Genomic DNA, 14,323 nt, shown 5'->3' with positions numbered 1-14,323 from the left:
TAATGAGTTTGTATCATACATCAAATTACGGGATGCTAGCGCTCACTTTTTGACAAGGAGCCTTCCCATGACCACGTTGCACCTGCCCGGTTTCCCGCGCATTGGAGCCAAACGCGAACTGAAAACCCTGCTCGAGCAGTACTGGAACCACGCCATTGATGCCGATGCCTTACTGGACGGTTGCCGTGCCCTGCGCCAAAAGCACTGGCTGTTGCAAAAAGCGGCCGGTGTCGAGCTGTCCCCGGTGGGCGATTTTTCGCTGTACGACCATGTGCTGGATAGCCAGATTCTGGTGGGCGCCGTGCCGCGCCGCTTCGGCTTTGACGCCGCCACACTCAGCGTGCCGCAATACTTTGAACTCGCACGCGGCAATGCCAGCCAGCTGACGCTGGAAATGACCAAATGGTTCGATACCAACTATCACTATCTGGTGCCGGAATGGCAGGCCGACACGGTGTTTTCGGCCAACCCTGCGCCGCTGCTGGCGCAAGTGAAAGAAGCGCAGGCGCTGGGCGTGGCAGTCAAACCGGTACTGGTAGGCCCACTGACCTTGCTCTGGCTGGGCAAGAACAAAGGCCCGGCTTTTGACCGGCTCAGCCTGCTGCCCGCGCTACTCGCCAGTTATCGCCAGATACTGGCCGCGCTGGCCACGCAGGGCGTGCAATGGGTGCAGATCGACGAGCCGATTCTGGCGCTGGACCTGCCGCCAGCGTGGAGCGAGGAGTTGCGGCACAGCTATCAGGCGCTGGCAGATAGCCCGGTCCAACTGCTGCTGGCCACTTATTTTGGCAGCGTGGCCGAGCATGCCGACTGGCTGAAAGCGCTGCCGGTCGCTGGTTTGCATCTGGATCTGGTCCGGGCGCCACAACAATTGGCGACGTTTGCCCGGGGTTGGCCGAACGACAAGGTGCTGTCCGCAGGGATGGTGGACGGGCGTAATGTCTGGCGCAGCGATCTGACGGTGGCACTGGATACGCTGGAGCCGCTCCAGGCGCAACTGGGCGAGCGGCTGTGGATAGCCCCCAGCTGCTCGCTGCTGCACTGCCCGTTTGATCTGGCAGCCGAAACCCGGCTGGAGACCGATATCAAGACCGGCTGGCGTTTGCCGTGCAGAAAGTCAACGAACTGAAGATTCTCAAGCGCGGGCTAGAACATGGCCGCGGCCACATTGCCAACGAGCTGACCGGCAGCGATTTTGCCCAACAGCAGCGCCGCAGCAGCCCGCTGATTCATCGCCCCGAGGTACAGCAACGGCTGGCCACCCTGCCCGCCGGGGCCGACCAGCGCCACAGCCCGTATGCACAACGCGCCGCCCTGCAACACGCCCGGCTCAAGTTACCGTTGCTGCCCACCACCACCATCGGCTCGTTTCCGCAGACGGCCGAGATTCGCGCCGCCCGCGCTGCCTTCAAGCGTGGCGAGCTGGAGGCGGCGGCTTACGAGCGGGCGATGCAACAGGAGATTGCCCGGGTCATCCGCAGTCAGGAAGCGCTGGATATTGATGTGCTGGTGCATGGCGAAGCCGAACGCAATGACATGGTGGAATATTTTGGCGAACAGTTGGCCGGTTTTGCCTTCACCGAATACGGCTGGGTGCAAAGCTATGGCAGCCGCTGCGTCAAACCGCCGATCATCTATGGCGACGTGGCCCGACCGCAGCCGATGACGGTCGCCCTGGAGCGTATACGCGCAGAGCCTGACAGCGCGTCCGGTCAAAGGCATGCTCACCGGCCCGGTCACCATCCTGCAATGGAGCTTTGTGCGCAACGATTTGCCACGAGCCGAGGTGTGCAAGCAGATTGCGCTGGCGTTGAACGAGGAAGTGCTGGATCTGGAAAACGTTAAGGCATCCGCGTGATCCAGATTGACGAACCGGCCATCCGCGAAGGGCTGCCGCTGAAACAGGCCGACTGGCCTGCATATCTTGCTCGGGCCGGGCAAGCCTTCCGCCTGACCGCCTATCAGGTGGATGACGCCACCCAGCTGCACACGCACATGTGCTATTCGGAATTCAACGACATCCTGCCCGCCATCGCCGCGCTCGACGCCGATGTCATCACCATCGAAACCTCACGTTCGGACATGGATTTGCTGACCGCGTTTGGGGAGTTTGATTACCCGAATGAAATCGGCCCGGGCGTTTATGACATTCACAGCCCGCGCCTGCCGCAAGAGAGCGAGATCCGCCATCTGCTGGAAAAAGCACTGGCGGTGATTCCGGCTGAGCGGCTGTGGGTCAACCCGGATTGCGGGCTGAAAACCCGCGGCTGGACTGAAGTGGAAGCGGCACTGGGCAACATGGTGCGCGTGGCCAAAGCGCTGCGTGCCGAACTGGCCGTCAACGCCTGAGTAACGCGCCACGGCTGACAGGTTGGCCGAACCTTCGCCCGTGGAGGTTTTCGGCCAACTTCAGTCGTGCGTGGCCAGCATGCTTGGCGTCATCATCGCCTTCAGCCGCGCCTGCTCGCTGTCGTTACGGTTGCGCGAGTTGATCCACCAGATCGCGCCTTTCTTGACACTCCACGGCTGTGGCTGGCCACACAACAACTGCGCCACCACCTCGCCCAGATAAGGCTGATGGCCAACCAGCACCACCGGCTTGCCACCATGGGGCCAGTGTATCGCCTTCAACACCTGCTCGACCGAGGCATCCGGATTGAGCGCTTAAGCACCACCTCCACGCTACGGCTGAGAAAAGCCGCCGTTTGCTGTGAACGGCGCGCTTCCGAGGCCAGCAAGGTAAAGTCATGCGGCAACCGCACCCGCAACCAGGCCGCCATCTGGCGCGCATGTTGTTGCCCGCGCCGCGTCAGCGCCCGGGCCAGATCATCGGAACCTTCTTCCGCTTCGGCATGACGCCACAAAATCAGGTCCATTGCCCCTCCGTTGATATGCGTACAAAAGATCACAGTGTGGCGGCGCGACATGTCCGCCCGGTGTCTGGCCGTTTACAAATGAATGAAACTGGCCAACAACGGCACCAGCACCGCGGTTATCAGGCCGTTAAGCCCCATGGCCGGCCAGAAAAGGCACCGGCCATTTCCGACAACTGAAACACCCGCGCGGTACCGATGCCATGCGCCGACACCCCGGTGGCCACCCCCAGCACCAGGTCGTCGGTCAGGCGTAGCAGGCCAAACAACGGCTTGACGATAACCGCACCGAAGATGCCGGACAAGATCACGAACATGGCTGACAACTCCGGCACGCCGCCTATACCTTGCGACACGCTCATGGCAATTGGCGTAGTCACGGCGCGCGTAGTCAGCGACAGCAGCACTTCATGCGGCAAACCGGCCAGCCAGCCCAGCCCCACCGCACTGACAATTCCCACCAGCCCGCCCACGCCGATACTGAGCGCCAGCGGCCCGGCGGCGCGCTTGAGGCGCGCCAGATTACCGTATAGCGGCACCGCCAGCGCCACCGTGGCTAAGCCCCAGCAGCATCTGGATGAATTGCGCGCCTTTCATGTAGCCGCGGTAATCGGTGCCGGTCAGCAACATCCAGCTCACCACCAGCAACACGCCGATCAGCACCGGATTGGACAACGGATGTCCATGGCAACGCCGGTTGAACAACACCGCCAGTTTATAAGCCAGCAAGGTGACAAAAATCCCGGTCAGCGGTGAGCCATGCACCACCTCCATCACGGCGGCAGCATTCATGCGTGCCCTCCGTGCAAGCGTTTACGCAACAGCAGCTTCAACAGCACGCCCGGCACCAGCAGCGTGAGCACGGTTGCCCCCACCAACACCAGCGCCAGCGACCAGCCAAAACCGCGCAGCAAATCCAGGTGCGCTAGCACAGCGCCACCAGCCGGAATGAACAGCAAGGACAAATGGCTGAGAAAGCGCGGCACGTTAGTCTTGAGCGTGTCCGGCACGGTATGGCGCGCCACCAGCGTCAAAAACAGCAGCAGCATGCCCAGCACCGGGCCGGGCAACGGCAACGACAAGGCACGGCTAATCAGCTCGCCAGCCAACTGGTATCCCACCAGCCAAAGCAAAGTTTCAATCATGGAGCGTATCTATCTTATAAAATGGTCACAGCCGATCAGCGCTTGGTCATGAAGTTCTCACCTGTCATCCATGATAACCGCCCGCCCGGCAATCTTGACAAGGGTTTCCCCTTGACCGGGGCACGATCAGCCCCCATCGCCAGCGAAACAGAGCAGGCAAGCCCGGGCTGGCTTTGGCATAATGCGGGATATGGTTGCACATGTTGACTGGCAGAGCCTGCCGCCTGCCCTTTCCCCCGCACTGACTGACTGCCTGAGCGAACCCAGTTCGCTCACCGCCCGCCTGATTGCCACCGGCCACCGCTTTGCCGTGCAAGTGGTACAACAAGGTGATGCCAGCGCCTATGCGGATGAGGCAGCAGAACTGAATTGCCCGGCCGGTACACGGCTGCATGGCCGCCATGTATTGCTGACGCTGGACGACACCCCGGTGATCTTTGCCCGCAGTGTCAGCCGGATCGACTGCCCGGAGTGGTCGCCGGTGCTGGCACGCGGCAGCCGCTCGCTCGGGCTGACGCTGTTTGGCGAAATGTTAGGCGGCGTTACAGCGCGATGCACTGCAGTATCTGGCGCTGCCAGCGGGCCATCCGCTGTTGCAGGCGGCGCACGCCGCGTTTTCGGCCAACCCTGCTGCCAGTGGCTGGTAGGCGCGGCGTTGCCGGTTTTTGATGAACAACGCTCCGCTCTTGGTGTGCGAAGTGTTTTTGCCCACACTGGAGGCTTTTCTCGCATGAACATGCCGCATCTGAAAGACCGCTTTACCGTTTACAGCCAGCTGATGCGGATCGACAAGCCCATCGGCATCCTGCTGCTGCTGTGGCCCACGCTCTGGGCGCTCTGGGTGGCCGGTAAGCCATCCGAACCCGATGATTGTGGCCATTTTTGTCATCGGCACCGTACTGATGCGTTCGGCTGGCTGCGTCATCAACGACTACGCCGACCGTCACTTCGACGCCCATGTCGATCGCACCAAACACCGCCCGTTTGCCCGTGGCGCGGTCAGCGAGAAAGAGGCACTGTGGCTGGCGGCCACGCTAGCAGCGGTATCGTTCCTGCTGGTTTTGCCGCTCAACGGCCTGACCCGGCTGATGAGCCTGCCTAGCCCTGTTCTCGGCCGCGACTTATCCGTTTACCAAACGCTTTTTCCCGGTGCCGCAGGCTTATCTCGGGCTGGCTTACGCATTTGGTATCCCCATGGCGTTTGCCGCCCTCACCGGTGAGGTACCGGCCGTGGCACTGGCTGATGCTGGTCGCCAACGCCTTCTGGACGGTGGCGTACGATACTGCCTATGCCATGGCAGACAAGCCGGATGACCTGAAAATCGGCATCAAGACCTCGGCCATCACCTTCGGCCAACATGACATCACCGGCATCATGCTGTGCCATGCCGCGTTCCTGCTGCTGATGGCGATGATCGGCCAACAGCTGGCACTGGGCTGGCCGTACTGGCTGAGTCTGGCGATTTCCGTGCCGTTCATCCTCAAGCAGTATCTGGATATTCGTGGCCGCAACCGTGCGCTGTGTTTCAAGGCTTTCCTCGACAACAACCGTGTCGGCTGCACCATTTTTGCTTAAGCGTACTGGCCAGTTACTGGCTGGCCTGATTCCACATCGGCCGCCAACAAAAAACCGCACGATGCTGTCGTGCGGTTTTTTTATGCCCAGCCCAAACCAGACGGCTCAACCCGTAGTGACAAACGGCAGGCGGTAGATGTGTTCACCAATATGGAAGGTCGCCAGCCAGCGTCGGCTGCCGGTCACGCACACCGGCAGAGTCACCCGCGCCTGCCACGCCGCGCCATCGGCAACGAAACGATAGCGATTAAACCCCATGTCCATGTCCACCATGGCAAATTCCACCGTGGGTTCCTTGTCGGCCACGCCAGTGATGCGCATGACAAACGGCTTAGGCCATTGCTTGGCGGCGTGACAAACACCAGTTGGCCGCCATCCGGCAAGGCACACGGTGCGCCGAGGTTATGGCAGGCCAGTTCCACCGGTGTTGCCGGTGTGGTGCGATGTTTCAGATACCAGTTGATCAGCGCCAGTTTGCTGATGCCAAACGCCAGCAAGATCACCGCCAGCGCCAGCCACTTCATTTGCTGACGCGTCATGCCCACGCTCCGCGCATCAAGGCCACACCGTGTGCGCCGTGCGCCCGGGCCTGCGGCAAGTCCACCGCCGTCAGGCCGCCCAAGGCATACACCGGCAACGGCGTACCCGCCGCCAAACGGCATTCAAAACCGTCCCATCCCAGCGGTGTACTGTCGGCATGGCTGGGCGTCGGGCAGACATGGCCAAGCAGCGCGTAATCCAGCCCCAGCTCCCCCGCACGCTGCAGCTCCGCCGCGTGATGCACCGAAGCCCCCACCCGGGCAAAATCCGGGCGCTCGCTCAGGGCGGCCAGCCGCTGGCTGGCAAGGTGCACCCCGTCTACCGGCCAACCAGCCAGCCAGGCCGGGTCGGCATTCACCACCAGTTTGCCTTGGCGCGGATGAACGATAGCCGCCACCTGCTGCACAAATGCCGCCAACTGTTGCCGGTCCATCTGCGGCTCGCGCACCTGCACCAGCGGATAAGCCTTTTCGGCCAACCTTTGCAACTGCCGCTCCACGCCGATTTCATGCGCGCAGGTAATGGCATAGACATCTGGCAATTCCAGCGATTTGAGGATCGGGCCGTTGGTAAGCAACATCGGGCCAACGCTGTACTGCCCCGGTATTTGCCGGGCAAACTGCTGCCCTTCCTGCGGCTGCGGCTCGCCCTGCCGGGCCCAGATGCGATAAAAGCGCAAATGCACCGAGGCATGTTCGTAATGATGGGTCTTGGTCAGCCATGGCGTGGCCTGCGTCACTTCAATGGCCATTTCCTCGTGAAATTCGCGCACCAGTGCGGCAAACGGCGTTTCTCCCGCCTCCACCTTGCCGCCGGGAAACTCCCAGTAACCGGCATACGGCTTGCCCATTAGCTGCCCAGCATGAAACTGCCATCCGGGCGCATCAGCACACCGGCCACCACTTCAATGATTTTCTTGTTCACGACATTATCCAGCTTGTTGCCTGCGCAAAGCTCAATCGCCCGGATCTTCCTGACGCGCCTCGGCAGGATGACGACGGGCATACGCAACATGCGCCAGCAGCAAAGCGATGGCCGCCAGCGGCAGATACAGCGTCCAGCCCATGCTGATTTCGGCGGGCAGATAAGTCAGCCGCAGCCACAGCGCCACGCCCAACAACGACAGGTTCAAGGCCAGCAACGCCAGACGAGTCAGGCCGGACGGTTGGCGTTGCAACGCGGCCACGCCCAGATAAAACCAGTGCGGAGCGGACAGAAACAGGTAATTGGGTAGCAGTAACGCCAGTGCTGCATGGTTGCCCAATGACACATCCATGCCAATCCACACCAGCGCCGGAAACGCCATCAATACTGCAACTTGCCAGTGACGAGCCATACGATTGCCTTGATGAATGGGAAGGAGCCCGGTTGGCCGAACGCCACGCCGGGCGCTTAATCGGCCTTGCGTTCCTTGGCGCTACGCCCGGCCCAGTCGCAGGCAAACTGCCACGCCACGCGGCCGGAGCGGCTGGCGCGGGTCTGGCTCCATTGCAGCGCCGCGCGCTCAGCCACCGCATCCAGCGTGAGGTTGAAATGCGCCAGCCATTTATCCACCGCCGCCAGATAGGCATCCTGATCGAACGGATAAAACGACAGCCACAGGCCAAAACGGTCGGACAGCGACACGCGTTCTTCTACCGCTTCGCCCGGATGAATTTCGCCATCCTGCAGCCAGCTTTCGCGGTTATCGCTCATTTTTTCCGGCAGCAGATGGCGGCGGTTGGAGGTGGCATACACCAGCAGGTTGTCCGTGCGCCGTGCCAGCCCGCCGTCCAGCGCCGTCTTCAGCGCCTTGTAGCCATCGTCGCCGTCTTCAAACGACAGATCATCGCAAAACAGAATGAAGCGCTCGCGCCGGGCGGCAATCAGCTCGACGATCTGCGGCAGATCGGACAAGTGCTCTTTTTCCACCTCGATCAGGCGCAGGCCCTTGTCGGCAAACTCCGGCAGCAAAGCCTTGATCAGCGAAGATTTACCAGTACCGCGGGCGCCGGTCAGCAGCACGTTGTTGGCCGGTTTGCCCTTGACGAACTGGCGGGTGTTGCGCACCAGTTGCGCCAGTTGGCGGTCGATGTGGGTGAGGTTGTCCAGCGCCATGGTATGCGGCGTGGTCACCGCCTCCAGCCAGCCTAAGCCATGCCCTGACGGCGCCAGCGAAACGCCAGCGCGGTCCAGTCCGGCTCGCTGTGTATGGCGGCAGCAACGGTTCCGGGCGTGCCAACAGAGCCTCGGCACGGGTCAAAAACGCTTCCAGTTTGTCCATGATGAATCCTCAGGAAGGCTGTTTTGCACAACAGCAACGCACCGCTCTGCAAAAATGCCTCCCGGCAATGACAGGCTTAAGCAACGGCCTGTCGGTGGGTGTGGCAATAACGCTCAGTCGCGCAAGCTGATCACCGGCCAGCCGTGCGCCTCGGCATGCGCGCGCAGGGTTTCGTCCGGGTCCACCGCCACCGGGTGGCTAACGATGGACAGCAGCGGCAGGTCATTGCGCGAGTCGCTGTAAAAAAAGCTCTGCTCGTAAGACGCCAGCGTTTTGCCGCGTTCGGCCAACCACATGTTGAGGCGGGTGATCTTGCCGTCCTGATAGCTGGGCACCCCGGTCGGCTTGCCGGTGAACTGGCCATCGCCGTCTTCTTCCACCTCGACGGCGATCAGGGTGTCCACCCCCAGTTCGCGTGCAATCGGCCCGGTAATGAAACGGTTGGTTGCGGTAATGATCAGCACCTCGTCGCCCGCTGCCTGATGCGCGGCCAGCAGCTCGCGCCCCTTGGGCAGGATGATCGGCTTGATGTGTTCTTCCATGTACTGGGCGTGCAGCACATCCAGTTCCGCACGGCTGTAACGGGTGAGTGGCTCCAGCACAAATTCCAGATATTCGTTGATGTCCAGCGTGCCAAGCCTTGTACTGCTCGTAAAAATGATTGTTCCGGCGGTCATACACTTCCTGATCGACCATGCCGCGCTTGATCATGAAGCGCGGCCATTCGAAATCGGAATCGCCAGCCAGCAGAGTGTTATCCAGATCAAACAACGCAAGATTCATAACGGACCTTCAGGATTCGTGGGTAGCGGTTTGCAAAACGTTTTTTACCAGCGGCACGGTAATCGGTAAGCGCAGCGCCAGCGAATAGCGGTCCAGCATGTCGATCATGGCGATCAGGCTGGTCAGGTCGCGCCGCCAGTGGGTAAGCAGATAGCGGAACACATCGTCGGGAATGGACAGCTGGCGCGTGGCGGCATGGGTGCGCAAGGCCGCCAGTTTGTCGTCATCCGACAACGCCTTCACCTCAAACACCAGCCCCCAGCCCAGCCGCGTGCGCAAATCGTCACGCACCGACAACGCCATCGGCGGCTGACGCCCGGCCATCAGCAGGCGGCCATCGCCGCCTTCTTTCAACGAGTTGTAAAACGAAAACAGCATGATCTGGTCATCGGGCGCCAGATCGTCAACGTGGTCGACAGCGATGAAGCTGGCTTCGCGGGCAAAATCCGGCAGGCTCTCGTGCTGGGCATCCAGATAGATCGCGGCGCGGCCCAGTCGTTCGGCGTGGGCAATCCAGGCCTGTAGCAGATGGGTCTTACCGCTGCCCGATTCTCCCCACAGGTAGATGAAGCGTTCGGCTTCCGGAGCGGTCAGGGCGGTAATCACTTCGCGATTGCGTTCGGCAACAAAGTTGTCAAAGGCAGGAAGCGGCGCGGGCGTGAGATCGAGTACGAGCTGGTCCAAGATTGAGCGGTATCGTGGCGGGTTGGCCGAAAGAATCAATTAATAAGGCAAAGTTATCGCGCGATTTTACGCTGATTGCCTCCCGCAGCGAAAGCCGTTCACCCGCTCGCGGGCGCCACAGTGACGACAAAAACCGTGGTTTTTGCGGCCACAGCTTAGCACCAGAGCGCAGCAACGGCAGCAGAGGCAGAAATTTTCAGTTAAAATACAGTGTTTTCGCTCAGGCGAAAGCTTGACGCAAAGATACTCAAGTTAGCAGAAAGCGAGTCCACCTTGAACACCACGTCCCTCAGTTATCGTGATGTTAGGCGTCGATATCGACGCAGGCGACGCGCTCGTCGAAAACATCAAGCCGTTTGCCAAACGCACAATGCGTCCGGAAGTGCTCGGCGGCCTCGGCGGTTTCGGCGCACTGGTGGAAATTTCCAAAAAGTACCAAGAGCCGGTACTGGTTTCCGGCACCGACGGCGTGGGCACCAAGCTGAAGCTCGCCTTCGACTGGAACAAGCATGACACCGTCGGCATCGATCTGGTGGCCATGAGCGTGAACGACATCCTGGTGCAGGGTGCGGAACCGCTGTTCTTCTCGGATTACTTCGCCTGCGGCAAGCTCAACGTGCCGCAAGCCACCGACGTCATCAAAGGCATTGCGGCCGGTTGCGAACAGGCTGGCTGTGCGCTGATCGGCGGCGAAACCGCCGAAATGCCGGGCATGTACCCGGTGGGTGAATATGACACGCTTTGCCGTCGGCGTGGTGGAAAAATCCAAGGTCATTACCGGCCGCGACATCCAGCCGGGTGACGTGGTACTGGGCACGGGTTCCAACGGCGTGCATTCCAACGGCTACAGCTTGGTTCGCAAGATCATCGAACGCGCCCAGCCGCAACTGGACGCCGAGTTCGAAGCGGGCAAGACGCTGCGCGAAGCCATCATCGCACCGACCCGCATTTACGTGAAACCGCTGCTCAAGCTGATGCAAACCCTGCCGGTCAAAGGCATGGCGCACATCACCGGCGGCGGCATCACCGAAAACACCCCGCGCGTACTGCTTAGCCAACACCGTGGCGCAAATCGATGCCAGCAGCTGGGCCTTGCCCAAGCTGTTCCAGTGGCTGCAAAGCGAAGGCAATGTGGACGCACAGGAAATGTACCGCACCTTCAACTGCGGCATTGGCATGGTCGTGATTGTGGCACCGGAACACGCCGACGCCGCCCGTGAACTGCTGGCTGCCGAAGGCGAAACCGTCTACCGCATCGGTGAAATCCGTCAGCGCAACGGCGACGAGCATCAAACCCAAGTGGCCTGATCAGTTGTATCGCTCCATTACGCCGCTATCGCTGGCGGCGTTTGTCTTTGTCTTGCGGATTTTGCCGTCTCATGAAAAACATCGTCATACTCATTTCCGGCCGTGGCTCCAACATGCAAGCCATTGTCGAGGCCGACATCCCCGGTGTCCGCATTGCGGCGGTGCTGTCCAACCGGCCGGATGCCGCCACTTTCTCGGGCGGCACAGCGCGGCATCAGCACGGCAGTGATCGACCACAAGCAGTTCAGTAGCCGCGAAGCGTTTGACGCCAAGTTGGCCGAAACCATCGACAGTTTCCAGCCGGACTTGCTGGTACTGGAAAGCTTCATGCGTATCCTCACGCCGGAATTCACCCGCCACTACGAAGGCCGTCTGCTCAATATCCACCCGTCGCTGCTGCCCGCCTTCCCCGGCCTGCACACCCACCAGCGGGCACTGGAGATGGGCTGCAAGATTGCCGGTTGCACCGTGCATTTCGTCACGGCAGAGCTGGACCACGGCCCGATCGTGTCGCAAGGCGTGGTCAACATTCTGGCCGACGACAACGCCGACAGCCTCGCCGCCCGCATCCTCAAGCTGGAACACCAGCTTTACCCCGATGCGGTACGCCGCTTTGCCGCCGGGCAACTGCGGCTGATTGACGGCAAGGTGCTGAGCCATGACAACGCGCCAGCCACGCTCATGTCGCCGCAACCCAACTAAGCCATGAAACCTGCGTCGCGCCTGTTGCTGGTCGCCATCGCCCTGTCGCTGTTGCTGCATCTGGGCGTGATTGGCTCCGGCCTGCTACCGGAAGCCAGCATCGACCTGCCGCCAGACCCGGCGCTACGCAAGATCGACGTCAAGCTGCAAGCACTGGCGCTGGACGAACCGCCACCCGCAGTAGCGGCCAACGGCGCCACTACCCAGTTGAAAACGCTGCCAGTAAAAGCTGCCAGCACGGCCCGGCACACGCCGCACAAGAAAAAGGCACGGCCAGCCAAGCGCAAACAGGACGCCTCCGCGCCGCTGAAGCTGGCGGCCGAGGGAGCAAACAACCCGGTCGGCAAACCGGCCGCCAGCGAACCGGTTGCCGTTGCCAAAACGACACCAGCGCCAACGGATAACCCGGCGGAGCCAACCGAGACGGATAACACGCCTGCCGACAAAACGGCTGGCAATGGCTACATTCATCCGGCCAGCAAGCTGGGGCGCTTCCCGCGCGAAGCCAAGCTGCACTACCAGACCTTCTACAACTCCATGTTGGCGGGTCGCGGCGACATGAGCTGGCAACGAGCCAACGGCGGCTACCGGCTGGAAGTCAATTTCTCACCTATCGTCGGCCCCAACCTGCGCTACGACTCACACGGGCAGATCGGCAAGGCCGGGCTGCAACCGGATGAGCTGCAAGCCTACAAGGGCAATGTTGCCAAAGAATCGGCGCACTTCGACCACGACGCTGGCGTGTTACATTACGGGGATCAGGGCGACAAGGAAGAACCGCTCAAACCGGGCGCGCAGGACGTGTTCAGTCTGGCGTTCCAGTTGGGGCTCAAGGGCGGCAATCTGGGCGCCGCGCCGATTCAGATCACCACAGGTAAGAAAGTCTACGAATACCCGATGGCAGCCAGCGGGGAGACCGATTACGACACCGGTTCCGGCAAGATACGTGTGATCGTGTTCCGCGCCAAAGCGCAGGACGATCTCACCGAATTCTGGCTGGCACCGGACTTTGCCAACCTGCCCGTACGCATCCTGCGGGTGGACCCGAAAAAACGTGTGGAGCTGCGCGCCGTGATGATCAACGTCAACGGCCAGCAAGCGTGGAAACTCCCGCCGCAACCCGGTATACGGACCAAAAATGAGCATTAACCCTAGCCAACTGAATCACATCGAAGCCGTGCTCACCAAAATGACCCGCTTCGACAACCCGGCCGATGCGGTGCTGTCGGCCTATTTCCGCGCCCATGACAAGCTGGGAGCCAACGACCGCCACATCATCGCGGAAACCGCCTTCGCCTGCCTGCGCCGCTATGGTCAGCTGTGCGCGCTGATTGCGCCGCAAAAAGCCACGGCGCGCCGCTTGGCCCTAGCCACGCTGGCACGCGTGCGTGGTCTCAATATCAAGGAATTTGGCAGCAGCCTGAAAGAAGAAGAAAAAACCTCGGATCGGCGAACTGAAAGGCCGCACCCTGCCGGACAATCTGGCCGTGCAGGCCGAGCTGCCAGCCTGGGTGATCGAAAGGTTGGCCGAAACCGACCCGGCCGCCATCATCGCACTTGGCCGCGGCATGATTGAAAGCGCCCCGCTCGACCTGCGCGTCAACACGCTCAAGATGAAACGCGACGAAGCGCTGGATCGTTTGCGCATGGATGGCTTCGACGCGCAAGCCACACCGTACTCGCCCATCGGCATCCGCCTGAAGGGCAAACCGGCGCTGAATCGTCACGAACTGTTCCAGTCCGGCGTTATCGAAGTTCAGGACGAAGGCAGCCAGTTGCTCGGCCTGCTGCTGGGCGCGCGCCGTGGCGAAATGGTGGTTGACTTCTGTCTTGAGCGCCGGTGGCAAAACCCTGCTGCTCGGCGCCCAGATGGCTTCCAGCGGCCGCCTGTATGCGTTTGATGTTTCGGAAAAACGCCCGGCCAACTTCAAACCGCGTCTGGCGCGCTCCGGCCTGTCCAATGTGCACCCGCAGTTGCTGGCACATGAAAACGACACCAAGGTCAAACGGCTGGCAGGCAAGGCCGACCGCGTACTGGTGGATGCACCGTGCTCCGGTCTTGGCACCTTGCGCCGCAACCCGGACCTGAAAATGCGCCAAAGCCCGGAGAGCGTGGCAGAACTTAACGTCAAGCAGGCGGCAATTCTGGCCTCAGCCTCGCGGCTGGTAAAAAATGGCGGCCGTCTGGTCTATGCCACCTGCAGCTTGCTGCCGCAGGAAAACCAGCAGATCGTCGAAGCCTTCCTCGCCGAACACCCGGACTTCCAGCGTGTTCCGGTCGATCAGGTGTTGGCCGAACAGAAAATCGCCCTGAGTACCGGCGATTATCTGGAACTGAAGCCCAACCTGCACAATACCGACGGCTTCTTTGCCGCCGTTCTGGTACGCACCCCGGCCTGACGCCCTGACAGCGAGCGGGTCGACTCCCTCCGGGGAAATTGACCCGCCC

The 14,323-nt window shown here is 61.3% G+C and carries 12 protein-coding genes and 7 pseudogenes; 7 read left to right on the top strand and 12 right to left on the bottom strand.

Annotated elements, in window-relative coordinates; all coding sequences use genetic code 11:
* The first annotated feature begins 67 nt into the window (after positions 1-67).
* A pseudogene (gene metE / locus GKE73_RS13865) lies at positions 68-2,349 on the top strand (5-methyltetrahydropteroyltriglutamate--homocysteine S-methyltransferase).
* A gap of 60 nt (positions 2,350-2,409) precedes the next feature.
* Here metE and GKE73_RS13860 read toward each other — a convergent pair.
* The 5 genes from GKE73_RS13860 to GKE73_RS13845 form a co-directional block, all read right to left on the bottom strand.
* A complete protein-coding gene (locus GKE73_RS13860) occupies positions 2,410-2,631 on the bottom strand; it encodes a hypothetical protein (RefSeq protein WP_230370457.1) in 222 nt (73 codons plus the stop codon).
* Complete coding sequence (locus tag GKE73_RS13855; protein ID WP_230370456.1) at positions 2,628-2,876, bottom strand: SixA phosphatase family protein; 249 nt, start codon at positions 2,874-2,876, stop codon at positions 2,628-2,630. Before GKE73_RS13855 ends, GKE73_RS13860 begins: the two co-directional genes overlap by 4 nt.
* A gap of 119 nt (positions 2,877-2,995) precedes the next feature.
* On the bottom strand, positions 2,996-3,424 hold the full coding sequence (locus GKE73_RS23650) for an LrgB family protein (RefSeq protein ID WP_312854455.1): 429 nt from the start codon (positions 3,422-3,424) through the stop codon (positions 2,996-2,998).
* The gene (locus GKE73_RS23645; protein WP_280954938.1) at positions 3,396-3,665 is read right to left on the bottom strand and encodes an LrgB family protein; all 270 of its coding nucleotides are present in this window, start codon (positions 3,663-3,665) and stop codon (positions 3,396-3,398) included. Before GKE73_RS23645 ends, GKE73_RS23650 begins: the two co-directional genes overlap by 29 nt.
* A complete protein-coding gene (locus GKE73_RS13845; protein WP_230370455.1) occupies positions 3,662-4,018 on the bottom strand; it encodes a CidA/LrgA family protein in 357 nt (118 codons plus the stop codon). The genes GKE73_RS23645 and GKE73_RS13845 overlap by 4 nt, the downstream gene beginning before the upstream one ends.
* A gap of 181 nt (positions 4,019-4,199) precedes the next feature.
* Here GKE73_RS13845 and GKE73_RS13840 point away from each other — a divergent pair.
* Both GKE73_RS13840 and ubiA read left to right on the top strand, forming a co-directional pair.
* Positions 4,200-4,484, top strand: a pseudogene (locus GKE73_RS13840) (chorismate--pyruvate lyase family protein); the annotation flags it as partial.
* Between the two features lie 264 nt (positions 4,485-4,748).
* Positions 4,749-5,594 (top strand): annotated as a pseudogene (ubiA, locus tag GKE73_RS13835) (4-hydroxybenzoate octaprenyltransferase).
* 200 nt (positions 5,595-5,794) lie between these two features.
* On the opposite strand, the gene GKE73_RS13830 reads toward ubiA, so the two are convergent.
* From GKE73_RS13830 to hda, 7 genes and pseudogenes are all read right to left on the bottom strand, one after another.
* Complete coding sequence (locus GKE73_RS13830; protein ID WP_230370454.1) at positions 5,795-6,133, bottom strand: hypothetical protein; 339 nt, start codon at positions 6,131-6,133, stop codon at positions 5,795-5,797.
* Positions 6,130-6,984, bottom strand: a complete 855-nt coding sequence (locus tag GKE73_RS13825) for a Nudix family hydrolase (RefSeq protein WP_230370453.1) — start codon at positions 6,982-6,984, stop codon at positions 6,130-6,132. Before GKE73_RS13825 ends, GKE73_RS13830 begins: the two co-directional genes overlap by 4 nt.
* A complete protein-coding gene (locus GKE73_RS13820) occupies positions 6,984-7,139 on the bottom strand; it encodes a hypothetical protein (RefSeq protein WP_230370452.1) in 156 nt (51 codons plus the stop codon). Before GKE73_RS13820 ends, GKE73_RS13825 begins: the two co-directional genes overlap by 1 nt.
* Positions 7,090-7,470, bottom strand: a complete 381-nt coding sequence (locus GKE73_RS13815) for a hypothetical protein (RefSeq protein ID WP_230370451.1) — start codon at positions 7,468-7,470, stop codon at positions 7,090-7,092. The genes GKE73_RS13820 and GKE73_RS13815 overlap by 50 nt, the downstream gene beginning before the upstream one ends.
* Before the next feature lie 56 nt (positions 7,471-7,526).
* Positions 7,527-8,397: pseudogene (locus GKE73_RS13810) on the bottom strand (ATP-binding protein).
* A gap of 113 nt (positions 8,398-8,510) precedes the next feature.
* Positions 8,511-9,074 (bottom strand): HAD family hydrolase, encoded by a 564-nt coding sequence (locus GKE73_RS13805; RefSeq protein ID WP_312854454.1) that lies wholly within the window; start codon positions 9,072-9,074, stop codon positions 8,511-8,513.
* 115 nt (positions 9,075-9,189) lie between these two features.
* Positions 9,190-9,864 carry a DnaA regulatory inactivator Hda gene (gene hda / locus GKE73_RS13800; RefSeq protein WP_230370450.1) on the bottom strand — a complete coding sequence of 225 codons (675 nt, stop codon included), beginning with the start codon at positions 9,862-9,864 and terminating at the stop codon, positions 9,190-9,192.
* 273 nt (positions 9,865-10,137) lie between these two features.
* Here hda and purM point away from each other — a divergent pair.
* The 4 genes and pseudogenes from purM (at position 10,138) to GKE73_RS13780 (ending at position 14,274) form a co-directional block, all read left to right on the top strand.
* Positions 10,138-11,172, top strand: a pseudogene (purM, locus tag GKE73_RS13795) (phosphoribosylformylglycinamidine cyclo-ligase).
* A 71-nt stretch (positions 11,173-11,243) separates the two neighbouring features.
* Positions 11,244-11,874 (top strand): annotated as a pseudogene (gene purN / locus GKE73_RS13790) (phosphoribosylglycinamide formyltransferase).
* Positions 11,875-11,877: 3 nt separating this feature from the next.
* On the top strand, positions 11,878-13,023 hold the full coding sequence (locus GKE73_RS13785; protein WP_230370449.1) for a DUF3108 domain-containing protein: 1,146 nt from the start codon (positions 11,878-11,880) through the stop codon (positions 13,021-13,023).
* Positions 13,019-14,274, top strand: a pseudogene (locus GKE73_RS13780) (RsmB/NOP family class I SAM-dependent RNA methyltransferase). Before GKE73_RS13785 ends, GKE73_RS13780 begins: the two are co-directional and overlap by 5 nt.
* Positions 14,275-14,323: the final 49 nt, after the last annotated feature.

It is taken from the genome of Paludibacterium denitrificans (assembly GCF_009707705.1).
Classification (GTDB): domain Bacteria; phylum Pseudomonadota; class Gammaproteobacteria; order Burkholderiales; family Chromobacteriaceae; genus Paludibacterium_A; species Paludibacterium_A denitrificans.
The sequence above is the reverse complement of the archived record's forward strand: the minus strand, read 5'-3'. Positions and strand labels throughout refer to the sequence as shown.